Source organism: Spirosoma litoris, assembly GCF_054776755.1.
The window spans coordinates 73,325-96,645 of record NZ_BAAHBI010000072.1; the positions used below are offsets into that span (position 1 = coordinate 73,325).

At 48.3% G+C, this 23,321-nt stretch carries 16 protein-coding genes and 1 tRNA gene; 14 read left to right on the plus strand and 3 right to left on the minus strand.

Annotation, left to right across the window (positions count from 1 at the left end):
- Window positions 1–60: 60 nt before the first annotated feature.
- On the minus strand, window positions 61–531 hold the full coding sequence (locus ACYVGR_RS35100; protein WP_460965192.1) for an Lrp/AsnC family transcriptional regulator: 471 nt from the start codon (window positions 529–531) through the stop codon (window positions 61–63).
- A gap of 109 nt (window positions 532–640) precedes the next feature.
- Here ACYVGR_RS35100 and ACYVGR_RS35105 point away from each other — a divergent pair, with 109 nt between their 5' ends.
- From ACYVGR_RS35105 to ACYVGR_RS35165, 13 genes are all read left to right on the plus strand, one after another.
- Window positions 641–2,098, plus strand: a complete 1,458-nt coding sequence (locus ACYVGR_RS35105) for a CoA-acylating methylmalonate-semialdehyde dehydrogenase (protein ID WP_460965194.1) — start codon at window positions 641–643, stop codon at window positions 2,096–2,098.
- A gap of 119 nt (window positions 2,099–2,217) precedes the next feature.
- A complete protein-coding gene (locus ACYVGR_RS35110; RefSeq protein WP_460965196.1) occupies window positions 2,218–3,564 on the plus strand; it encodes an aminotransferase class III-fold pyridoxal phosphate-dependent enzyme in 1,347 nt (448 codons plus the stop codon).
- A 101-nt stretch (window positions 3,565–3,665) separates the two neighbouring features.
- Window positions 3,666–4,721 carry a nucleoside hydrolase gene (locus ACYVGR_RS35115; protein WP_460965198.1) on the plus strand — a complete coding sequence of 352 codons (1,056 nt, stop codon included), beginning with the start codon at window positions 3,666–3,668 and terminating at the stop codon, window positions 4,719–4,721.
- A gap of 263 nt (window positions 4,722–4,984) precedes the next feature.
- The gene (locus tag ACYVGR_RS35120) at window positions 4,985–6,487 is read left to right on the plus strand and encodes an NCS1 family nucleobase:cation symporter-1 (protein WP_460965200.1); all 1,503 of its coding nucleotides are present in this window, start codon (window positions 4,985–4,987) and stop codon (window positions 6,485–6,487) included.
- 84 nt (window positions 6,488–6,571) lie between these two features.
- Window positions 6,572–7,033, plus strand: a complete 462-nt coding sequence (gene tnpA / locus ACYVGR_RS35125; protein ID WP_460965202.1) for an IS200/IS605 family transposase — start codon at window positions 6,572–6,574, stop codon at window positions 7,031–7,033.
- Between the two features lie 203 nt (window positions 7,034–7,236).
- A complete protein-coding gene (gene hydA, locus ACYVGR_RS35130) occupies window positions 7,237–8,619 on the plus strand; it encodes a dihydropyrimidinase (RefSeq protein WP_460965203.1) in 1,383 nt (460 codons plus the stop codon).
- A gap of 89 nt (window positions 8,620–8,708) precedes the next feature.
- Window positions 8,709–9,575 carry a nitrilase-related carbon-nitrogen hydrolase gene (locus ACYVGR_RS35135; RefSeq protein ID WP_460965205.1) on the plus strand — a complete coding sequence of 289 codons (867 nt, stop codon included), beginning with the start codon at window positions 8,709–8,711 and terminating at the stop codon, window positions 9,573–9,575.
- Window positions 9,576–9,681: 106 nt separating this feature from the next.
- Complete coding sequence (locus ACYVGR_RS35140) at window positions 9,682–11,037, plus strand: NAD(P)-dependent oxidoreductase (protein ID WP_460965207.1); 1,356 nt, start codon at window positions 9,682–9,684, stop codon at window positions 11,035–11,037.
- Window positions 11,038–11,118: 81 nt separating this feature from the next.
- Entirely contained in the window at window positions 11,119–12,387 is a 1,269-nt protein-coding gene (preA, locus tag ACYVGR_RS35145; RefSeq protein WP_460965209.1) for an NAD-dependent dihydropyrimidine dehydrogenase subunit PreA, read from the plus strand.
- A gap of 112 nt (window positions 12,388–12,499) precedes the next feature.
- Window positions 12,500–13,855 (plus strand): uracil-xanthine permease family protein, encoded by a 1,356-nt coding sequence (locus ACYVGR_RS35150; protein WP_460965211.1) that lies wholly within the window; start codon window positions 12,500–12,502, stop codon window positions 13,853–13,855.
- A gap of 213 nt (window positions 13,856–14,068) precedes the next feature.
- Entirely contained in the window at window positions 14,069–15,490 is a 1,422-nt protein-coding gene (locus tag ACYVGR_RS35155; protein ID WP_460965213.1) for an FAD binding domain-containing protein, read from the plus strand.
- A 59-nt stretch (window positions 15,491–15,549) separates the two neighbouring features.
- The gene (locus ACYVGR_RS35160) at window positions 15,550–17,865 is read left to right on the plus strand and encodes a xanthine dehydrogenase molybdopterin binding subunit (protein WP_460965214.1); all 2,316 of its coding nucleotides are present in this window, start codon (window positions 15,550–15,552) and stop codon (window positions 17,863–17,865) included.
- Window positions 17,822–18,799: an XdhC family protein gene (locus ACYVGR_RS35165; RefSeq protein ID WP_460965216.1), complete on the plus strand. Its 978-nt coding sequence runs from the start codon at window positions 17,822–17,824 to the stop codon at window positions 18,797–18,799. Before ACYVGR_RS35160 ends, ACYVGR_RS35165 begins: the two co-directional genes overlap by 44 nt.
- 56 nt (window positions 18,800–18,855) lie before the next feature.
- Here ACYVGR_RS35165 and ACYVGR_RS35170 read toward each other — a convergent pair whose 3' ends face one another.
- Both ACYVGR_RS35170 and ACYVGR_RS35175 read right to left on the minus strand, forming a co-directional pair.
- Window positions 18,856–20,151, minus strand: a complete 1,296-nt coding sequence (locus ACYVGR_RS35170; RefSeq protein ID WP_460965217.1) for an allantoate amidohydrolase — start codon at window positions 20,149–20,151, stop codon at window positions 18,856–18,858.
- A 148-nt stretch (window positions 20,152–20,299) separates the two neighbouring features.
- A complete protein-coding gene (locus ACYVGR_RS35175) occupies window positions 20,300–22,876 on the minus strand; it encodes a M14 family metallopeptidase (RefSeq protein ID WP_460965219.1) in 2,577 nt (858 codons plus the stop codon).
- A gap of 184 nt (window positions 22,877–23,060) precedes the next feature.
- Between ACYVGR_RS35175 and ACYVGR_RS35180 the strand changes: the two genes are divergently transcribed.
- Window positions 23,061–23,132, plus strand: a tRNA-Glu gene (locus ACYVGR_RS35180).
- The last annotated feature ends 189 nt before the right edge of the window (window positions 23,133–23,321 follow it).

Genomic DNA, 23,321 nt, shown 5'->3' on the forward strand with positions numbered 1-23,321 from the left:
AACAGGATTTCTTCACGCAACTATAATCCTGTTCATCCTGTAAATCCTGTCAAAAGAAACCTATTTCAGTAAATTCAAATCGGGTTGGGCGTATTTGTAGACTTTAAAGTACAAGGTCGTCTTGGTTTGATAAACGCCCTCGATTACCGAGATTTCATTCACGAACTCCACTAAGTGATTGTTACTCTGACACATCACATCCACTTCGAGGTCATAGTCGCCCGAAGTGCTGGCTAAAAAACTCACTTCGGGCTTTCGAGCAATTTCCTGCGCTACAGACTCCTTCAACGTAGCCGGACGAATATAAATGGCAATATGAGCATAGGCCCGAAAGCCGACCTTATCGGGGTCAACCCGCCCCACAATGCTAATTATTCCCTCTTCCAATAAACGATTCAACCGGGTTCGCGCGGTGCCGACGGATACATTCAAGTGCTCAGCAATTTCGGTAAACGACATTCGGCCATCTTTCTGAAGACACGATAGGATGGCAAAGTCTATATCATCCAACGTTGTGTGATTCTTCTCCATTCCTGTGATTTTGTTGGGTTAAAAATAATACAAATAGTTGACTCGTATCTATATAATTTTTAGTTTGCACTTCCCTTTTCTGCAAAATATGCAGAACCACAACAAAACCATGAAGTATTCCCCTATTCAGAACTATATAAACGGGCAGTTTGTCGAGCCATCGACGGATCGAACGTTAGCCGTAATCTCCCCAATAGATGGTACCTTACTTTCGACGGTGCCACTATCGACTGCTGCTGATTTAGATACAGCCGTCCAGGCCGCCAAAGCTGCTTTTCCTGCCTGGAGTCGAACAACAATTAAAGAGAGGGTTCAGGTATTTTTCCGATACAAAGCCCTGTTAGAGAAGAATTTAAACGAGTTGGCTTTATTAGTTCAGGAGGAGAATGGTAAAACCTACGACGAAGCTGTTGCTGAGATTGAAAAAGGGGCCGAACTAAGTGAGTTCGCCTGCTCACTACCTCAACTCGTGACGGGTGAAATTTTGGAAGTAAGTCGTGGAGTTGAGTGCCGGACCGAACATGTACCTTTAGGCGTAGTAGCCAGCATTGTACCCTTCAACTTTCCGAGCATGGTTCCTAACTGGACCATCCCCAACGCGATTGCGCTTGGCAACTGCATGATTATCAAGCCATCGGAAAAAGTCCCCTTAAGTGTCGGTCGCCTGGCAGAATTATTACAGGAAGCCGGTTTGCCCGCAGGTGTCTTTAACATCGTTCAGGGCGACCGAGAGGTTGTTGAAGCGATCTGCGATCATCCAGACATCGAAGCTGTTTCGTTTGTTGGTTCGACCAAAATTGCGAAAGTGGTCTATAAACGGGCAACCAGTAATTACAAACGCTGTCTGGCGATGGGCGGAGCTAAAAATCACCTTATTGTATTGCCAGACGCTATTCCAGGTATGACGGCTCAGAACATTACGGCATCGATGGCAGGCTGTGCTGGTCAGCGATGCATGGCGGCTTCGGCGATGGTTGCCGTTGGTCCAGTCGATCATATCATCGAAAAACTTTGCGAAGAAGCTCAAAAGATGATTCCTGGCAAAAATTTAGGCGCTGTTATCAATCGGGAATCCAAAGAGCGTATTGAACGCTACATTACCGAAGCTGAAAGTCAGGGAGCCAAAGTGCTTGTTGATGGCCGAAAGCCAACGGTCGAAGGAAAAGAACAGGGGACTTACGTTGGGGCAACGGTCATTGATTATGTAACACCCGATATGGCTATTGCGCAGGAAGAGATTTTCGGGCCGGTCATCAGCATCATGCGCACTAATACCGTCGATGAAGCCCTGGCTATTGAAAACGCAAACCCCTACGGCAATGCAGCTTCGGTATTTACCCAGAACGGCGGCATGGCCCGCTACGTAATCGACAAAGCCAGCGCGGGCATGGTGGGCGTAAATGTAGGCGTACCTGTTCCCCGCGAACCCTTTTCCTTTGGCGGCTGGAACGAAAGCCGCTTTGGCGTAGGCGACATCACCGGCAAAAGCTCCATCGAATTCTGGACCAAATTGAAGAAAAGTACCACAAAATGGAACCCCGAAGCGGGAATAAATTGGATGAGTTAGACTGATTAGTTTGAAGTTTGTAGTTCGAGGTTTGAAGTTGGCTGACGCAAGAATGCTAACGCGTCAGCCAACCTCAAACCTCGAACCACAAACTTCAAACCTCAAACTACAAACTAAACATGATCGACACAGCAACGCTTTCCGAAACGCAGGAAGTCCTTCAGGACAGCTTCGATTACACCGTGTTTGCCTGGAGCAAACAGAAAAATATTTCGCCCATAGCGGTGAAATACGCCAAAGGCGTTTATCTGTATGACTACGATGACAAACGCTACATCGACTTCTCGTCGGGTCTGATGAACGTCAACATCGGCCATGGTAATCAGCGCATTACCGAAGCCGTTGTCCGACAAATGCAGGAAGTAAGCTATATAACGCCTTATTGCGTCACTAAGGTTCGGGGCGAGTTGGGAAAGAAACTGGCCGAAATCTGCCCTGGTGATCTGAACAAAGCGTTCTTTACCTTATGTGGAGCAACCTCGAACGAAGCGGCCATTAAGCTGGCTCGTTTGTATACGGGTCGGCACAAAATTCTGAGTCGCTATCAGTCCTATCATGGGGCTACATACGGTACGTTATCTGTTGGTGGTGACCCGCGTAAACTCCCCGACGATTCGCAACAAGCTCCCAACTTCGTACACATCGATATTCCGTATAAGTATCGCTGGAACCACGACGAAGCCAGCATGCTCACGGATTCGGTCGCTCAACTGGAGCGGATGATTGCCTACGAAGGACCGGGAAATATTGCTGCCATTATGCTGGAAGGCGAATCAGGAACATCGGGTTGCCTGAAATATCCAGTGGGTTATTTAGCCGCTGTCCGCGAAATCTGTGATAAACATGGCATCCTGTTGATCATCGATGAAGTGATGAGTGGTTTCGGACGGACCGGCAAATGGTTTGGCTTTGAGAATCACGGCATTGTGCCCGATATGGTCACGATGGCGAAAGGCATTACCAGTGGCTACATTCCATTCGGATGCCTAATGGTTACGGACAAAATTGCCTCCCGTTACGACGACACCGTTTTGGCAACAGGTATGACCTATGCGGCCCATCCGGTGGGTTGCGCAGCCGCCCTGGAAACACTGAAAGTATACGAAGATGAAAATCTGATCGAGAATACGGTCGAAATGGGCAAGTATATGGACGAGCAAGCCGCTCTGATGATGGAAAAACACCCATGCATTGGCGATTTTAGAAATACAGGTCTGTTGGGTTGCTTTGAGATCGTCAAGAATCGAACGACGAAAGAACCAATGGCTCCGTTCAACGCCAAACCCGAAGAAATGGCAGTAATGGGCAAGGTAGCCGCCAAGATTAAGGAGTTAGGCATGTACACCTTTGTGCGCTGGAGTTATGTGTTTGTGGCTCCTCCCCTTTGTGTTACAAAAGAACAAATTGATGAAGGATTGGCTATTATTAGTGAAGCGCTAAAAATTGCGGACGAGTATGTAGCATAAAAAAGTGGATTGGGCACGATTTTCGCGGCTTTTTGGGTAGATACGATAGTCTATCGACATGGTGATCGAACACCACAAATCAACCTCTGCTCAACAACAATATGCGCACATCTAGACGCAACTTTATTCGGGTACTATCTTTAGGAACGGCCACGGCACTGCATCCGGCCATCTCGCTTGCCCCCATCGGGAAAGCGTATGCCAGAGCAGATTCGGGCAAACGAATTATTCTCGACAGCGATACGGCTACAGACGATGCCCTGGCTATTCTGATGGCCGTAACGTCGCCAAAATTGAAAGTTGAAGCCATTACCATTACTTGCGGCAACGTTGGGTTCGAACAGCAAACGAAAAATGCGCTGTACACGCTTCAGGTGGCGGGCAAAAAAGGGCAAATCCCTGTTTATCAGGGTTCGGCTCGGCCGCTGGCCCGGGAAGTTTTTGGTAATGCGACCTACGTGCATGGGAGCGATGGCATGAGTGATTCGTTCTTCCCTGATCCGGAGCAAAAGCCTGAAAAAGAGCACGCTGTCGATGCGATTATCCGACTGGTCGAGAAATACCCGAATGAGATAACAATTGTTGCCATTGGGCCGCTTACTAATATTGCGTTAGCACTTCTTCGGAAGCCATCCATTGCGAAACAGATTAAGGAGCTGTATTTCATGGGTGGATTCTACAAGTTTTATGGCAATGTCAATCCATCAGCAACGTATAATGCCTGGGTTGATCCAGAAGCAGCTCGACTGGTTTTTCAGTCGGGTATTCCAATCCGGACAGTTGGCTTTGATGTGAGTGTCAAGAGTTCGGTATTTACCGATGAAGATTATGCCAACGTGGAAAAGTTGGGGACTAAACATGCCGACTTTTTCATGAAGATCAATCGGATTCGTCGGAAGTATTGCAAAGAGCATCAGAAAATGAACGGCTCCAATCATCCAGATGCCATTACCGTGGCAGCTGTTATCGACCCGAGCATTATTTCACAAAGCGTAACCCGCTATGTTGATGTCGAAACGCGGGGCGAATTAACCGTTGGTGCTTTGGCCATTGACGAACTGGGTGTCTGGAAGAAAGCACCGAATACAACGATTAGTGTTGAAGCCGATGAAGCCAAGTTCAAGAAAATGGTTTTTGATACATTGAAATTGAGTTAACAAATTTGTAGTTTAAAGTCTGTAGTTGGCGGTTTGTAGTTGAACTTGTTTAAACTTTCCATTTGCTAGAAAGGACTAGCCTGTTTTTGTCATTCCGACGTCAGGAGGAATCTCAAGCTCCTATATTAGTCAAGCTTGAGATTCCTCCTGACGTCGGAATGACAAAAAACTACTCTTTGTTTGGGCGGAATCTATAAAGTTTAAACAAGTTCGTTAATGGCAATCACAAACTACAAACCTCGAACTAACTTCAAACTATAACAATGCAACTAGCCCCAGAAGCAACTGTAGATGAGTCGTCGGCTCTCTACAGCGAAGATTTAGCCCCCATCCCAGCGTCGAAACGCACGTGGAATACCTGGAATTATGCCGCCTTATGGATCAGCATGAGTTTGTGTATACCCACGTATATGATGGCCAGTTCGCTGATTCAGGGGGGTATGAACTGGTGGCAGGCCATTTTTACCATTTTTCTGGGAAACACGATAGTCTTGATTCCCATGGTATTGAACGGACAGGCCGGCGCAAAATATGGTATACCATTCCCGGTTTTGGTTCGATCCAGTTTCGGAACGAGCGGAGCGAATATACCAGCCTTACTGCGTGCCATTGTGGCCTGCGGGTGGTTCGGTATCCAGACCTGGATTGGCGGATTTTCGATTTACCAGATGCTACGTCTGTGGATTCCGTCGCTGGAGACATTACCGCAGGTATTCCCAACTTCATTTGGTCTGCAAACAGGACCAGCGATTTGCTTCTTTCTGTTCTGGCTGTTGAATATGTACGTCGTGTATCTGGGCGTCGAAAGTATCAAGAAGCTACTGGTTTTCAAGGCATTCTTCTTACCCGTAGCCGCACTGGCTTTACTCTGGTGGGCGATTTCTGCCGGAAACGGCCTCGGTCCTATTCTGGAGCAACCCGCCAAATTTGCCGATTCTGCGGCTTTTTTCGCATTCTTTTTTCCAGCGTTAACCGGCATGGTTGGTTTCTGGGCCACTTTATCGCTGAACATCCCCGATTTCACACGCTATGCTACCAGTCAACAAGCGCAGGTAAAAGGGCAAGTTATTGGCCTCCCTCCTGCCATGACGCTCTTCTCGTTCATTGGTGTGGTCGTAACCTCAGCGACAACGTTAATTTACGGCACGACAATCTGGGACCCACTCGTACTGGCGGGTAAATTCGACAGCAAACTACTGGTCAGTGTAGCCATGATCGCGGTGGCGATTTCGACACTGGCGACCAATATTGCGGCTAACATTGTCAGCCCTGCCAATGATTTTGCCAATCTAGCTCCCGCTAAAATCGACTTTCGGAAAGGTGGTTATATTACAGGGATCATCGGCATTTTGATTTTCCCCTGGAAGCTCATCGCCGACCCAACGGGCTTCATTTTCACCTGGTTAGTGGGCTATTCCAGCCTGTTGGGCCCGGTTGGTGGCATCATGATTGCCGACTATTTCTTCCTTCGAAAACAGAAGCTGGTTCTGGCCGATCTGTACAGTGAAACCGGGATTTATCGTTTTAAAAGCGGGTTCAACAACGCAGCGATTATCGCCCTACTCGCCGGTATTTTACCCAATATTCCCGGCTTTCTGACAACCATTCAGGTAATTCCGACAGAAAGCGTTCCTGGCTGGATTTCGCAATTGTACAACTACGCCTGGTTTGTTGGTTTTTTTGTTAGCGGGGGCGTTTATTTGGGGTTGATGAAGAGTCAGCATTCTGTTTCAAGCCATCAGCAACCTATGGCTAAAGTAAGCTAACCGGATTTAAAGCCCGTAGGACTGACATATTTGTAGATAAGATCAGTATTATAGTAATTGAATCCCGTAGGGATGACATAATTTATGGCAGGTACATTTTCTCAAGTCTACATACAAGTTGTTTTTGCTGTAAAGGGGAGAGAAAATCTGATCAGTAAAATTTGGAGAGACGATTTACACAAATACATAGCGGGCATTATAAGCGGCAAAGAACAGAAGCCAATTATTGTCAATGGTGTTGCTGATCACATTCATGCTTTTATCGGGCTGCGACCATCAATGGCTATTTCTGACTTAGTGAGGGATATAAAGAATAACTCCAGCAATTTTATAAATGAAAATCGCCTGGTAAAAGGCAAATTTTCGTGGCAGGAGGGCTATGGTGCATTCTCTTATTCACAATCTCAAATCGAGGCCGTTTATAACTACATTTTGAACCAAGAACACCACCACAAGACAAAAACATTTAAAGAGGAGTATATAGATTTTTTGCAAAAATTCCAGATTGATTATAATGAGAAATACCTTTTCGATTGGATTGAATAATAGTTATTTCACCCCTTCGGGGTTGCAATGCTGAGGGAACGCAAAACCGAAATTTCTACAATATTGTCATCCCTTCGGGATTTTAAGTGGCAAGTTGTTATCAATCCCGAAGGGATGATAGTGTTGTAGAACTAGGAATTAAACTAATAATCAATACAAAACCCCGAATCGGACCGCCGAAGCGGGGGTGAAATGATTATACAATGAGTATATTAATTAAAAACGGTAGAATCATAACAGCGGCCGACGATTATGTTGCTGATATTTTCATAAAAGGCGAAACTATAAGTGCGATCGGGAAGAACCTGTCTGTTCAAGCCGATACGGTTATCGACGCTACAGGCAAGTTGGTATTTCCGGGTGGCATCGACCCGCACGTACATTTAGCCATGCCGTTTATGGGTACGTTTTCGAGCGATACGCACGAAACGGGTACCCGAGCGGCCTTGTTTGGTGGGACAACGACCGTCATTGATTTCGTTCTCCAAAAACAGGGGCATTCATTGAAAGAAGCCTTGGCCGATTGGAACTCCCGCGCCCAAGGAACCACCGTTGGCGACTATAGCTTCCACATGGCCGTGACGGATTTCAATGAATATACAAAAGCTGAAATTCAGGAGATGGTTGAGAACGAAGGCATCACCTCGTTCAAAACGTTCATGGCTTACAAAGGCGCGTTGATGATAAACGACAGCCAGATGGTCGGGCTAATGCAGGAAGTGAAGAAGCAGGGTGGTATGGTAACGGTTCATGCAACCAACGGTGATATGATCGATTACCTGATCGCGAAGCACCGGGCAGAGGGGAAAACGGCACCACTGTATCATTATCTTTCTCAGCCCGAGGTAACCGAAGCCGAAGCCAGTGGTCGTTTCGCCGACATGGCCGATTATACGGGTTGCCCCGGCTACATCGTTCACATGACTTGCGAAGGTGCCTTGAATGCCGTACGCAATGCAACCCGACGCAATCAGAAAGTCTTTGTCGAAACCTGTATTCAATACCTGGTTCTTGATGCGTCTCTATACGAGCAAAATTTCGAGGGAGCGAAGTGGGTCATGAGTCCGCCGTTGCGGGAGAAGAAAGATCAACAAACACTCTGGGCGGGTATCAATCAGGGTTTAGTACAAATTGTCGCGACCGATCACTGCCCGTTTATGTGGGAACAAAAGTTGATGGGAAAAGATGATTTTTCGAAAATCCCCAACGGACACCCGGCCATCGAAAACCGGATGGAATTGCTGTATAGTGAAGGGGTTCACAAAGGGAAAATCACCCTGAATAAATACGTCGAAGTCGCCTGTACGAACCCGGCTAAAATCTTCGGCATGTTTCCCCGCAAAGGCACGATTGCTGTAGGCAGTGACGCCGACATCGTCATTTTCGACCCTACCGAAACGCACACGATTTCAGCACAAACTCACCACATGAACGTCGATTATTCGGGGTATGAAGGCTGGGAGCTAACTGGTAAAGTTAAAACGGTTCTATTACGTGGTCAGGTGGCCATCGATGACAATAAATGCCTGGTCGACAAGGGCTATGGCCAGTTTATCAAGCGAAACAAGGTAAGCGGGAAGATATAATTGCACGGTGCAAGGGGCACGGTGCAGGGGTTGCAATTCCCAGCTCCGTGCACCCTGCTCCGTGCCAAACCAACTAACACAAAACCAACATGCCACGAATTATCAAATCTGGATTGATACAAATGAGTCTGCCGATGACCGAAGGGGAAGGCACGATGGAAGAAATCAAAGAAGCCATGATCCAAAAGCACATTCCGCTGATTGAAGAAGCGGGGGAAAAAGGTGTGCAGATTCTTTGCTTACAGGAAATTTTCAGTACCCCCTATTTTTGTCCGGGCCAGAACAGCGCCTGGTATGCGTCGGCAGAATCTGTACCGGGGCCAACCACCGACCGGATGGCGGAATACGCGAAAAAATACAAAATGGTGATGATTGTACCTGTCTACGAAAAAGAGCAGGCAGGTGTTCTCTACAACACCGCAGCCGTCATCGACGCCGATGGAACGTATCTGGGTAAATACCGCAAAAATCACATTCCGCACACGTCTGGTTTCTGGGAAAAATTCTTCTTTAAACCGGGCAACCTGGGCTATCCAGTCTTCCAAACGATGTATGCCAAAGTTGGCGTGTACATCTGCTACGACCGGCACTTTCCCGACGGTGCACGTTGCCTTGGCCTGAATGGGGCCGAAATCGTGTATAACCCATCGGCTACCGTAGCTGGGTTATCGCAGTACCTCTGGAAGCTGGAGCAACCTGCCCATGCAGCCGCCAATGGCTATTTTATGGGATGCATCAACCGCGTCGGCGAAGAAAAACCCTGGAATCTAGGTCGGTTCTACGGATCGTCCTATTTTGTTGATCCGCGCGGTCAGATCTTTGCCACAGCCTCGGAAGACAAAGATGAACTGTTGATTTCCGAATTCGATCTCGACATGATCGACGAAGTCCGCAGCGTCTGGCAGTTCTTCCGCGACCGCCGACCCGAGACGTATGATAAGTTGGTAGAATTATAAAAAGTATTAGGAGTTAGGAGCGAGAAGTGAGGAGTTGCTGACGCAGCTATGTTCTGCATTTGAAACTCCTCACTTCTCGCTCCTAACTCCTCACTCCTGATTTTTTATGCCCATCCTCAACAACCGCTTAACGGCTGAACAATACGAGCAAAACTTCAGCGACATCCACCCGCCGTTCGACTCACGGGAAGCGGCTTTGGTGGAAGCGAATCGCTGTTTATTCTGCTATGATGCGCCGTGCATAAAACGCTGCCCGACCAGCATCAACATACCCAAGTTTATCAAGCAGATTACAACCGATAACGTCAAGGGTTCGGCCTATACTATTTTCGATGCCAACATTATGGGGGGTGGCTGCTCGAAAGTGTGCCCAGTTGAGAAGTTATGCGAAGGTTCCTGCGTTTACAATCTGCTGGAGGAACCGCCCATCCCGATCGCCAAACTACAACGCTACTCCACCGAGAAAGCCATTGAGCATAAGTGGCCGTTGTTCCAACGAAAGCCAGAAACGGGGCGGAAAGTTGCTGTAGTGGGCGCTGGTCCAGCGGGCTTGAGTTGTGCCCATGTGCTGAGTCGGGAAGGTGTCGATGTAACGATCTATGAAAAAGAAGCGAAGGGCGGTGGACTGATGACCTACGGCATTGCAGCCTATAAAGTAACTCCCGAATTCTGCGAGGATGAGGTTAATTTTATCACTTCGTTGGGTGGCATCGACATCAAGTATGGGCAGGAATTAGGGAAAGATGTTTCTTTAGCTGATTTACAGGCCAATTATGACGCGGTTTACCTGGGTATTGGCGTGGGCGTAGCCCGGCAACTGGACATTCCCGGCGAAGACCTCTTAGGCGTTGAAGATGCCATTCGCTTCATTTACGACATTCGCGAAAAAGGCTATCCATCCATTCCCGTTGGCGACAAAGTAGCCGTAATCGGCCTTGGCATGACCGCCATCGATGCCGCCACACAAGCCAAACGACTCGGGGCCAAAGAAGTAACCATTGTTTACCGGCGTACACAGGCCGAAATGCCGAGCACCGAAGTTGAACTGAATCTGGCCAAACTAGACGGATGTACCATCATCTGGCTGGCATCGCCCAAAGAAATTTTAGGCGAAAATGGGCAGGTCACCCAACTGATTTGCAATGTCATGGAATTGGGCGTACCCGATGTCAGTGGTCGCCGATCTCCGGTAGAAACGGGCGAGACAATTACGCTGAACGTTGATATGGTGATCAAAGCCGCCGGGCAGGTTCCGTACGAGGCACTGGTCAGCAGTAATCAGCTCAATAATTGGAATGGCAAAATAGCCATCGATAGTAACTGCGCGACGAACCTCCCCGGAGTCTTTGCCGGTGGCGACTGCGTAAACGGCGGCAAAGAAGTTGTCGATGCGGTACAAGCGGGAAAAGATGGCGCGAGGGCAATATTGAATTTTATAAAGAGTGAAAGAGCGAAAGAATGAAAGAGCGGGCTGGTACTCCAATGTGCTATTTGACCCGTCTTTTCACTCATTCACTCATTCACTCATTCACTCTTTAAACACATGGCAGATTTACGCGCAAACTTCCTCGGCATCAAATCGCCTAATCCGTTCTGGCTGGCGAGTGCTCCCCCGACGGATAAACAATATAATGTACTCCGGGCCTTCGAAGCCGGTTGGGGCGGTGTCGTCTGGAAAACTTTGGGTAGCCAGGTTAAGAACGTTTCCTCGCGCTATTCGGCGGTTGATTACGGGGGTTCTAAAGTCATGGGGTTCAACAACATCGAACTCATTTCTGACCGTCCGCTCGACATCAACCTACGTGAGATTGCCGAGTGCGTTCGTCTTTTTCCTGATCGGGCGATGATTGTCTCACTCATGGCTGATAATACCCGTGAGAAATGGCATGAGTTAATCGCCCAGGTCGAAGACACAGGTGCACATGGCCTCGAACTAAATTTTGGCTGTCCACACGGCATGACCGAACGGGGTATGGGTGCAGCCGTTGGCCAAGACCCGGAAATTGCCAAAATGGTAGTCGAATGGGTCATGGAAAAGGCAACGCTTCCGGTTATTACCAAGCTCACGCCTAATGTTCATTCGGTAGTACCAACCGGTCGAGCCGCGGTTGAAGGGGGAACAAATGCCCTGTCGCTGATTAATACGATTCAGTCGGTAACGGGAGTCGATCTGGATACGTTTGTGCCCAATCCGTATGTAGCGGGCAAATCAGTTTATGGCGGTTACTGCGGCCCGGCCGTTAAGCCAATCGCTCTGAAAATGCTGACAACTATTGCACAGGACCCGATTACGGCCCCACTGCCGATTTCGGGTATTGGCGGAGTAAGCAGCTGGAAAGACGCAGTTGAATTCATGCTCTTGGGAGCTTCCAACGTGCAGGTTTGTACGGCTGTTATGAAACACGGTTTCCGCATTGTGGAAGACATGTGCGATGGTATGAACAATTGGATGGACGAAAAAGGCTTCAAAACTCTCGATGATTTTATCGGCAAATCAGTACCTACCATCACGCATTGGGAAGACCTCGACATCAATTACCATATCGTGGCCAACATCAACCAGGACAAGTGCATCCACTGCGGGTTGTGTTACATCGCCTGCGAAGATACGTCGCACCAATCCATCAATCTGACCTTTGGCAACCCCTACAACACCTATTCGATTAAAGAAGATGAGTGTGTTGGCTGTAATTTATGTAAATTGGTATGTCCGGTCGATAGCTGCATAACCATGGTAGAGCAACGCAAGGGCGATGAATACCTGAACTGGAAAGAATTTCAACGGCGCGGCCTGCCCTTGAACGATCATTAAACTTCTTAATGGATAATGAATAATGTAAAATGAACAATGCCAAGGCTGGTGACCTACTGCTGATTGATTCATTATACATTTTTCATTGTCCATTGTTCATTTCAATAACCCTATGAACGAACCTGTTAGCGCCCAATCCACTCGTCTCGTTTACGGTCTGGAAGACAAAGTCCCTTTGGTTCCGGCGCTCCTGGTGAGTTTACAACAGGTTGGCGCTATGGTCGTAGGCACCATCACGCCAGCGCTGATTTTGTCGGGCATTCTGCATTTTAGACCAGAAGATACTGCTTATCTGGTGAGTATGGCATTGGTGGCATCGGCCCTTGGTACGTTTTTGCAAACCATGCGGTTTGGCGTTATTGGTTCTGGACTACTCAGTATTACCGGTACAAGTTTTGCCTTTCTGGCACCACTTATTCAGGCAGGCACCATTGGTGGACTACCACTAATGGTGGGTATGTCGCTGGCGGGAACACCCGTACAGCTTGCTTTAGCCCCTTTTCTCCCTAAACTGAAACGCGTATTTACGCCACTGGTTTCGGGTATCGTCGTATTACTGATCGGACTTTCGCTCATTCCGACGGGTATGCGGAGCATCGCCCGATTACCCGCTGAAGAGGCACCCGTCTGGAGCGGGGGACTTGTTGCCTTGGTCGTAATCGGAGTAATGATCATCGCCCAGTCGATCAACAAAGCATGGGCACGAATGGCCGCCGTTTTGGTTGGCGTAGTTACAGGCTATACAATTTGTGGGCTTATGGGCTGGATACAAAGTCCCGCCCCGAGCTCTGGTTCGTGGCTCACGCTTCCCCAATTGTTTCCGTTTGGCCTGGCGTTTAAATGGGAATTGCTGTTTCCATTCGCGTTTATCTACCTCGTTTGCGTGCTGGAGGCAATGGGAGATATTACCGCCACCTCTCAGCTTTCAGGCTTACCAACCGATGGTGCCGACCACTGGGCACGTATCCGTGGGGGCATTTTGGCCGATGGACTAACCTGCATTGGCTCCACCTTGATTGGCGGTTTTCCAAGTGCTACCTATGCACAAAATAACGGCGTCATTCAAATGACGGGCGTTGCAGCCCGGCGGATTGGGTGGCTCATGGCAATCATCCTGCTGTGTCTTGGCCTTTTCCCTCCTGTTGGTCGCTGGATTACGGTCATGCCGCCCTGCGTCCTGGGTGCGTTAGCCATCATGCTGTTTGGTCTGGTCGCCGTGTCGGGTTTGCGCCTGATGGTATCGGGTGGCTTATCCCAACGGGATGCGCTAATTGCAGCGATTTCGTTAGGCGTTGGCATCGGCGTTCCTTCGCAGGAAGAATGGCTCAAAACACTCCCTAACGTTGTGCAAACGTTTCTGGAATCGGGTGTGTCAGCTGGTGGATTAGCTGCGTTGCTGCTCAATCTCCTCTTACCAACGGGCAACAAAGAAAAGAAGCTGGAAGAAAAACCAGCTGAGGTGATCTAACACTCAGGGTCTTCATAGAACGCTGATTGTTATGATTTCTTAGATTTTTTTGTCATTTCGACGTCAGGAGAAATCTTGAAGCTTCTCATTAGGCAATCTTGAGATTTCTCCTGACGTCGAAATGACAAAAAAATTAGAGTTTTCTATAAAAGGGAAGTATAAACAGATTCATCATTAAATCATACTGATTATAAAAATCAGCGTTCTATTTTCTTGACAAAATTCATCTTAAATAACAAAGAAGTCAGTACGTCGATGCCGCCAGGTACACCGGTGCTCGACTTTGTGCGCTATAATCAATACTTAACCGGAACTAAAATTGGCTGTCGGGAAGGCGATTGTGGGGCTTGCACGGTGCTCGTTGGTGACCTATCAACCAATGAGTTGCGGTATCGTACGGCCACGTCCTGTCTGATGCCACTCGGCAACGCCAACGGCAAACATATCGTGACCATCGAAGGGCTCAACATGGCCGATCTGAACCCGATTCAACAGGCAATGGCTGATGAATCGGCGACGCAATGTGGATTTTGTACGCCGGGGTTTGTGGTATCAATGGCGGGGTTTTGTCTGAGTAAAAAATCACCAACCCCGCAAAACGCCATCGCTGCTGTCGACGGGAATATCTGTCGATGTACAGGTTACAAATCCATCGAACGGGCGGCTACTCGGGTGGCGTATCTGTTGGAAAACCGACACGATCAAAACCCGATACAATTTGCTGCCAGTCACGCTATTCTACCCGCCTATTTTGCCACTATTCAGGCTCGCTTGCAGGCATTGTCCTCAACGCTAAATGGCGAATTGGCGAATGAAGACCCAACAGCTCAACGCGTGGGTGGCGGAACAGATCTGTATGTGCAGAAACACGATGAAATCAAAGATGCCTCAATTCGCTTTCTAGTCGACAACACGAGCTTAAAAGGAATCAGACAGCAAGGCGATCAATGCGTGATCGGTTCGGCGACAACGGTCACGGATCTCATTGAATCGCCTTTAATTCAGCAGTATTTCCCTGATTTCAAGCAGTATACAACGATGGTATCTTCAACGCCTATCCGAAATATGGCGACCATCGGGGGCAATTTCATCAACGCATCCCCCATTGGCGATTTCACAATTTTCTTTCTGGCCCTGGATGCTACGTTGACGTTCCGAAATGGAAATTCATCCCGAGAAGTACCCCTTCGCAACTTGTATCTGGGGTATAAAACCCTCGACAAACGGCCCGAAGAGCAGTTGGAACAGATACGCTTTGCGCTACCGGACAAACAGGCCCGATTCAATTTTGAGAAAGTCAGCAAACGTACCCACCTCGACATTGCCAGCGTTAATTCAGCGATTGCGATTACAGTCGAAAACGGTGTGATTACCCACGTTCAACTATCGGCGGGTGGCATCGCCCCTATTCCAAAGCAATTGACAAAAACAGCTGAATTTCTAACCGGAAAGCAGCTGACTGAAGAATTGATTCTTAACGCTATAGCCGTTGCTCAAACCGAAATCGCACCTATCAGCGATGCCCGCGGTACCGAAGCCTACAAACGCCTGTTGCTTAGCCAGTTGATCAAAGCCCACTTTATCAAGCTGTTTCCGAAATTAAAGGTGGAACAGTTGTTGGCTCATAAACTATAGAACACGATCTGTGATGTCAGTTTCTTAAAACTGACATCACTCAAAAGAATAACCCTGATATGAAAAACATAGATTCCAGAACACATGTGCGGGGCGAGTCGGTTTATCTGGACGATATTCCGGTCATTCGGGGTACGTTGTTCGGAGCCGCTTTTGGTTCGCCTGTTGCGCATGGGCTCATAAAGAACCTCAATCTGGCAGTTGCTGAAGCTATGCCGGGAGTAGTGCGCATATTGACCTATAAAGACGTAACCGGTGAGAACCAGATTGGCGGAATTATTCCCGACGAACCGTTACTGGCCGAGCACCATGTCGATTATTGCGGCATGCCCGTTGCTTTTGTGGTTGCTGAAACTGACGATGAAGCCCGAGCTGCCGTCAAACGCATTACGATCGACATTGAGCCACTGCCCGTCATCACCGATCCTCGGGAAGCGCAGGCCGCTGGCCAGTTAATCGTTCCTCCGCGAACATTCCGTTTGGGCGACTCAGCTACTGCCTGGGCGAACTGTGATTACATCGTTGAAGGAACCGCTGATACGAATGGGCAGGAGCATCTTTACATTGAAACGCAGGGCGCTTATGCCATTCCCCAGGAGAATAACGGTATAAGGCTTTATTCGTCAACGCAGGGACCAACGGCGGTTCAACGTGCCGTTTCGAAATCATCGGGGCTTCCGATGCACCAGATTGATGTCGATGTAACCCGACTAGGTGGGGGATTTGGCGGGAAAGAAGATCAGGCCAATATGTGGGCCGCCTTGTGCGCCTTAGCTGCTCATATTTTGAACAGGCCCGTCAAATATTCGCTGCATCGGATGGAGGATATGGCCATGACGGGCAAACGTCACCCCTACTCATCTGACTTTAAACTGGGGCTCGATAAAGACCTGAAAATGGTTGCTTACGAAGCAACCTTTTACCAGAACGCCGGTGCAGCCGCCGATTTATCGCCAGCAGTCATGGAGCGGACATTGTTCCATTGCACGAACACTTATTTCATTCCGAACGTAACCGCAACGGCGTATAGTTGCCGAACGCATTTACCACCCAACACAGCATTTCGGGGGTTCGGTGGGCCACAGGGTATGTTTGTGATTGAAGCTGCCATCGCCAAAGCGGCTGAAGAACTGGGCATCAATGCCTCCGTTATTCAGGAGAAAAACCTGCAACAAACGGGCGACGAATTCCCCTTCGGCCAGAAAGCCCAGAGCGAAGCGCACGCTTGCTGGTACAAAACAGATGAGCTGTATGCCATTGACGGAATACGTCAAAAAATAACCTCATTTAACAGTGTTAACCATCTGTATAAGAAGGGTATGGCACTAATGCCAATCTGCTTCGGAATCTCGTTCACAAACACCCGAATGAATCAGGCTCGCGCCCTGGTGCATGTCTATACCGATGGTAGCGTAGGCGTCAGTACGGGTGCTGTGGAGATGGGACAAGGCGTAAATACCAAAATGCTCCAGGTGGCAGCACATGTATTTTCCATCGAAAGTAAGCGGGTCAAAATTCAATCGACCAGCACCTATCGCATTGCGAATACATCTCCCTCAGCCGCCAGTGCTACCGCCGATCTGAACGGCAAAGCGGTAGAGATTGCCTGCCTTGCCATTCTGGATCGGTTGAAGGCTGTGGCTGCTGAAGAATTAAACGTCGACGTAACCAGCGTCAGTCTGAAAGACGAATGGGTTTATGTGAATGGTGAACAGACGGACTGGGATTGGAACCGGCTTTTGATTGCGGCTTATGCACAACGGGTAAGCCTGTCCGAGCACGCGCATTATGCCACGCCAGATATTCATTATGATAAATCGTTGGAAAAAGGCCACCCCTTTGCCTACCATGTTTACGGCACGGCCATCGTGGAAGTAACGGTCGACTGTCTGCGGGGAACCTACGAAATCGATACCGTTAAGGCCGTGCATGATTTTGGGACCAGCATGAATCCGCTCATTGATCGGGGTCAAATTGAAGGCGGCATTGTACAGGGCATCGGTTGGATGACGATGGAGGAAGTTGTGTTCGATAAAGCAGGGCGACTACGCTCGAATGCGCTATCCACGTATAAAGTCCCGGATATTTATTCCGTTCCGAAAGAAATTACGATTGAACCTCTCCAGACCGAGGCCGAAAACTTAGCCATATTTCGATCTAAAGCCGTTGGTGAACCCCCGTTAATGTACGGCATCGGTGCCTATTTTGCCTTACGAAATGCGGTGCTAGCATTCAACCCATCCGCCACGATTCCGTTCGATGCACCCATGACGCCCGAAAAAGTCTTACTGGCTCTGTATGATGTGACCCCTGCTCCTAGCTCCATGCTCCATGCCAATACCCAAACAGCTAACAACCTGGCAGTTAATCCATAAAAGTGAAAAACAGAGCCTGCCGGTCATGCTGCTGTATGTGCTCGAAAGTCACGGAAGTAGCCCCGGTCGGCAGGGTTTCCAGATGGCCGTTAATACACTAGGTGAGATGGAAGGTTCTATCGGTGGGGGTATCATGGAGCATAAGTTTGTGGAAATGGCGAAGGAGAAACTGAACCATTCAGCTTCTGAGCTTTCCATTCGGACACAATACCACGACAAAACCGCAGCCAGAAATCAGAGCGGCATGATCTGCTCCGGCGATCAAACCATCCTGACCTATCGAGTTCAGCCGAGCGATATGCCTGCTATTCAAGCTATTATTGCTTGCCTGGAACACCATCAAAATGGGTTGCTTGAGTTGTCACCTTCAGGTATTCGATTCTTCAGTGAGCAAATTCCCGATGCTGCTTACCAGTTTACAATGGAATCGGAGCAGAACTGGCTATATCAGGAGCGATTAGGCTACAAAAACCAACTTTTTATCATCGGTGGCGGACATTGTGCGCTGGCCCTATCGCGCATAATGAGTTTGATGGACTTCTACATTCGCCTATTCGACGACCGCCCGGATTTGCACACAATGAGCCTGAACGGTGTAGTCCATGAGAAAATCGTAGTCAGCAGCTACAGCGAACTAACTGATTTAATACCCGCTGGCAACCACCAGTATGTGGTTATTATGACCTTTGGCTACCGTACCGATGATCTGGCGATACGAGCGTTACTAGATAAACAGCTTAAATATGTCGGTGTACTGGGCAGCAAAACCAAAATCGAAAAACTGTTTAAGGACTATCGAATGGAGGGCATTGATGATGAAACGTTGAATCGAATTCATGCACCCATAGGCTTGCCCATCAATAGCCAGACACCGGAAGAAATCGCCATTAGTATTGCTAGTGAGATTATTCGGGTGAAGAACAGCGCCCACTAGTTTTACCACCCTGGTTTTTCAACCTATCCATTCAGGCCCGTATGAAATCAAAGTGCTTATTTTTCCTGATCCAGCGCCAACATCGTTTGCAGTAACACATTGGCGCCATTGCCAAGATCCACTCCTTTCGAAAATTCTTTGGGCGAATGGCTAATGCCTCCTACACTCGGAATAAAAATCATGCCTACAGGTGCAATTTGAGCCATCTCCTGCGAATCGTGTCCGGCACCACTTTGCATATATCGATACGATAAGCCCAACGTTTTAGCGGCATTGATAATTTTATCCTGAATTGGTTTAGCCGTAAGCGCCGGAGTAACCCCAATAGACGATTGCGTGAACGAGATGGTCGTTTCGGAGGCTTTGGCAATTCCCTGAGCTTTCGCGTCGAACTCCCGAAATAGTTGCCAGATCTTATCATGCGACAAATCCCGAATTTCGACGCCCAGCACTACCTTACCGGGAATTACATTGTACGCACCGGGCTCAGCCGCAATTTTTCCAATAGTGCCCACTTGCCGACCTTCATGGCTCGTGATCACTTCATTCAACGCAACAATCACTTTGGCAGCGGCTAACAGCGCGTCGCGTCGTACGTTCATGGGGGTAGTTCCAGCATGGTTGGCAGCTCCCTCAATTGTTGCATCCCAGTGCTCAATGCCAACAATCCCCTCAACCACGCCAATCTGGAGATTTTCGGTCATCAGAATTCCTCCCTGCTCAATGTGTAACTCGATAAACGCAGCCACATCGCCTTTTTTTCTGACTACCTTGCTAAGGCTATCAGGATTTCCACCAATGGCCCGAATACCATCGGCAATTGTCAGCCCACTTTGCGTGACCGATTTTAACGCTGCCGGGCTGATTTTACCAATCAAAGCTCCACTGCCAACTGTGCCGCCTTCTTCGTTGGCAAAAATGATTACCTCCAAGGGGTGTTCGGTAATGATATTGTTTTCGTTAAGCGTCTCGATCAACTCTAGCGCACTTATGGAACCGACAGGGCCATCGTAATTGCCCCCATTCGGCACGCTATCAATGTGCGATCCAAAGGCGATGGGCTTCAACGCTGGATTTTTGCCTTTTCGTCGGCCAATAATATTCCCGGCAAAATCAATGGATACATCAAGTTTAGCTTTTTTCATGAGGCCGATGAAGTAAGCACGACCTTCCTGATCGGCTTTGCTGTACGCCACTCGTCCTATTCCACCATTGGGTAGTTCACCAAACTTGGACAGTTCTAACAACCGGGTCTGAATTCGTTGTTGGTTGATTTTTAAATTGCTCCCCTTTTGCTGAGCTGTTACGTTGGCAAATGTTAAACAGAGGCAAGCGAGTACTATGTGTTTCATGGTTTTTCAGGTTATATCTATTATTCTATGCCTATTTACAAAAAAAGGGCTTTCGCTCGGCGCGACCCCATGGTTCAATTGAACTATCTGGATTATCGCAGCACCGAACAAAAGCCCTAAACTAACTTAACAAAAATGGGAGTAATTTTTAATTGCCTACCATGAATACAGCATTGCTAAACAACAATTTGCCGTTATACCAGAAACCTCGGAAAAGTGGATCATCGGCCAGATACACAATACTTCCCCGACCATAATTCTGAACGCCCATGAGCAGGGTATTTTTCAATTTCTCTTTAGCGTTTTTACCCGAGAAACCAGCTACATAATTGTCACCTTTCAGATAACCCACATTCCAGCCATCTTTCAGGAAATCGAAGTTGAACGCGTTCTGAATCAGCGCGTAGTAACCGCCCGTCAAGCCAAAACCTAGTGGGTGGCTCGTATCAATATTCACCCGATAAATACTACCTGGGATATCATCGGAAATAGCTGTCCGTTCCCGATCAGCATAGAGCTTGATTGAATCAGTTGTGTTCTCCTTTTTAGCCTTGTCTTTGTCAGCCGGTTTGTCTTCCTTCTCTTTCAGTGCAAAACCATCCTTACCAGCCAGGAATGACGCAGCACGTTCCATAGCAATCAACTTCCCTCCTGTCCGAACCCATTCTTTGATGGCAGTCAGAACTCGCTCATTCAGGAAGCGTCCGTAGTTGTAGTTGGTTGGCAGAATGAGTACATCCAGTTTGTTCCATTCAACGTTACCCAGCGTATTCATATCCAGCAATGTGATCGGGTAATTCAACTCCTGATCGAAGAAATGCCAGACTTCCCCAGCTGATGGAGGTGGTGTTCCATCGCCAAGCACAACCGCCACACGTGGAGCTTTCAGGCCAGTCACATAATCAGAGCCAAAATCAGACCCTGTCGTTACAAAGCCCGTTTGCACCGCTACGACTTCAGCACCCGCTTGCGAAGCGGCCTGCATGACCACACTACTCAATCGGTCGCCAAGGCGTTCATTTCCTGTTCGGGTAATGATTAACGTGCCAGATGGATACGTTTTACCTTCTACTTCAAACTGCTTTTCAGCCGCGCGGACCCGGATTTTCTGTTTGAGCAGAGCCGCCAGTGTTTGCACCGCTGGCACCGATTGCCAACGAACCAAATATGCATAGGCCGAGGCTGGCACAGGAGCGGCAGTAGAAGCAGCGGGAGCCGTTGATGACGGAGTCAGGCGAGTTGTTAACCCATACGTTTGTAAGCCAAATGCATACGGTAACGACCAGGCCGTAATGTCGTAAGTAGCGGAATCTTCTAATGCAGAATTTTGCTCAAACAGGATTTTGAGTAGCGTAGATTTAGGCTGATAGGCGCTGATGACAATATCTTCGGCAGCTATCGAAACAGTTTTATCCGTTTTTTGGGTGGTATAGTTGAATCCACCAGCCACTGTCTGCGCTTTACCTGCGTACCCAAAACTGATTTTATTGCGATCCAGTAATTGCTGTAAGGCTTTCAAACGACCAGCATCGCCATTTGATTTGATTACATAACTCTTATAAGCTCCAATGGGCGTATTCCGTGATTTGTCGAAAAACTGACCGAACTCCTTCACGATTTCGGCAGGACGGTCGGCTACTGACTCTAACGTAGCGATACTGGCCGTATAGTGGTGATCGATTCGCTGCCGAAGGGTAAGCGTATCACCGTCGGCTTTTTCAATTGCCAAGCCAGCGCGGCCACTTCCCCCCTGCTCGTACGTCATACCAATTGCCCCATTATAGGTTGGGTATGTATCACCATAACTTGGGTAAAACAAATCAAAACGTTCGCGGGTGTAATAAAGCCAGCCACTTTTGTCGAAATAGCGACTACAATACTCACCAATTGTTTGCTGGAATTTGCGCTGGTATGGGGTAATATCTTCGTGGTAAGGCTTAGCCGATGGCGCAAAGTAATACGGGCTCTCTACACCCATTTCATGAAAATCGCCGTGCAGTTGAGGCATCCACTGCTGATACAGCGCCATCCGTTGCTGGGTAATTTCCTGTGTTTGCCAGGCCCAGTCGCGGTTTGGGTCGAACAGATAGTGCGTATAACGACCACCGGGCCAGGGTTCGCTGTGTTCACGTGCCGATGGAGTTGGATTCGGATTGCGACCCAGCATCTGATTATACCAGTTCACATAGCGATCATGACCATCGGGATTCAGACCGGGATCAAGAATAACTACGGTAGAGTTCATAATCTTCTGTGAAACGGCATCGGAGGTATTTAGTAAGCGATACAAGACGTCCATAAACGCTTCAGAGCTGACAGCCTCATTACCGTGAACGTTGTAGCTAAGCCAGGCAATTGGCGGTTGGGTAGCCGATGTTGGGCTACCTTCCATCAGGCCTATCCGTTTTAAGTTGTTGGTTCGAATTTCCTCCAGTCGGGCCATGTTGGCTTCTGAGCCAATCGCCACAACCATAAGCTGTCGACCTTCGTAGGAGGTTCCATACGGAATCAGTTTAATTCGATTGGGAAGTTGACGCGCGACCTGTTCGGCATACGCCAATACACGATGGTGGGGAGTAAATCGATCGCCAATCTTGTAGCCAAGAAACTGAGCGGGGGATAATGGCGTAGTTGATGAGGAGGAAGGCGCTTGCGCCTGAACTGACCCAGTCTGAACTGACAGCGATGCAACCGTCAGACCAGCCAGCAATAAAAGGTGTTTCATGTATGCGATGAAAAAAAATGAAAAAGCTAACCTCTTCAAAAATAGCAGTAAATCGGCCACAAACCTTTTTTTTGAAAAAATTTTAGGAGCAGGTATTGCATGTAAAAAAAATCGCCTTACCTTTGCACCACGATTCGCCACCAGGGCAGCCAAAAACAAACCTGATGGGTCTTTTAAACAAGACGGCCGATTCGTCTAGCGGTTAGGACATCGCCCTTTCACGGCGGTAACACGGGTTCGATTCCCGTATCGGTCACTAACAAGTCACTGCGGTGATACAAAAAATCCCTCAAATCTGTATTGGTTTGAGGGATTTTTGTTTTCCCTTCCATTTCCCAAAATTGTGGAGGGCGGTGGATAGACCAGGGATCAATCCCAAAATTTGGGATCAAGGTCAAAAGTTGTGGAGGGCGTTGTATTTTTCTAGGTTTGTGGTTTCACCCAA

Bases quoted from the DNA above. Each gene is read 5' to 3' on its own strand.
- ACYVGR_RS35100 (WP_460965192.1), bottom strand. From the start codon at position 531: ATGGAGAAGAATCACACAACGTTGGATGATATAGACTTTGCCATCCTA.
- ACYVGR_RS35105 (WP_460965194.1), top strand. From the start codon at position 641: ATGAAGTATTCCCCTATTCAGAACTATATAAACGGGCAGTTTGTCGAG.
- ACYVGR_RS35110 (WP_460965196.1), top strand. From the start codon at position 2,218: ATGATCGACACAGCAACGCTTTCCGAAACGCAGGAAGTCCTTCAGGAC.
- ACYVGR_RS35115 (WP_460965198.1), top strand. From the start codon at position 3,666: ATGCGCACATCTAGACGCAACTTTATTCGGGTACTATCTTTAGGAACG.
- ACYVGR_RS35120 (WP_460965200.1), top strand. From the start codon at position 4,985: ATGCAACTAGCCCCAGAAGCAACTGTAGATGAGTCGTCGGCTCTCTAC.
- tnpA (WP_460965202.1), top strand. From the start codon at position 6,572: ATGGCAGGTACATTTTCTCAAGTCTACATACAAGTTGTTTTTGCTGTA.
- hydA (WP_460965203.1), top strand. From the start codon at position 7,237: ATGAGTATATTAATTAAAAACGGTAGAATCATAACAGCGGCCGACGAT.
- ACYVGR_RS35135 (WP_460965205.1), top strand. From the start codon at position 8,709: ATGCCACGAATTATCAAATCTGGATTGATACAAATGAGTCTGCCGATG.
- ACYVGR_RS35140 (WP_460965207.1), top strand. From the start codon at position 9,682: ATGCCCATCCTCAACAACCGCTTAACGGCTGAACAATACGAGCAAAAC.
- preA (WP_460965209.1), top strand. From the start codon at position 11,119: ATGGCAGATTTACGCGCAAACTTCCTCGGCATCAAATCGCCTAATCCG.
- ACYVGR_RS35150 (WP_460965211.1), top strand. From the start codon at position 12,500: ATGAACGAACCTGTTAGCGCCCAATCCACTCGTCTCGTTTACGGTCTG.
- ACYVGR_RS35160 (WP_460965214.1), top strand. From the start codon at position 15,550: ATGAAAAACATAGATTCCAGAACACATGTGCGGGGCGAGTCGGTTTAT.
- ACYVGR_RS35165 (WP_460965216.1), top strand. From the start codon at position 17,822: ATGCCAATACCCAAACAGCTAACAACCTGGCAGTTAATCCATAAAAGT.
- ACYVGR_RS35170 (WP_460965217.1), bottom strand. From the start codon at position 20,151: ATGAAACACATAGTACTCGCTTGCCTCTGTTTAACATTTGCCAACGTA.
- ACYVGR_RS35175 (WP_460965219.1), bottom strand. From the start codon at position 22,876: ATGAAACACCTTTTATTGCTGGCTGGTCTGACGGTTGCATCGCTGTCA.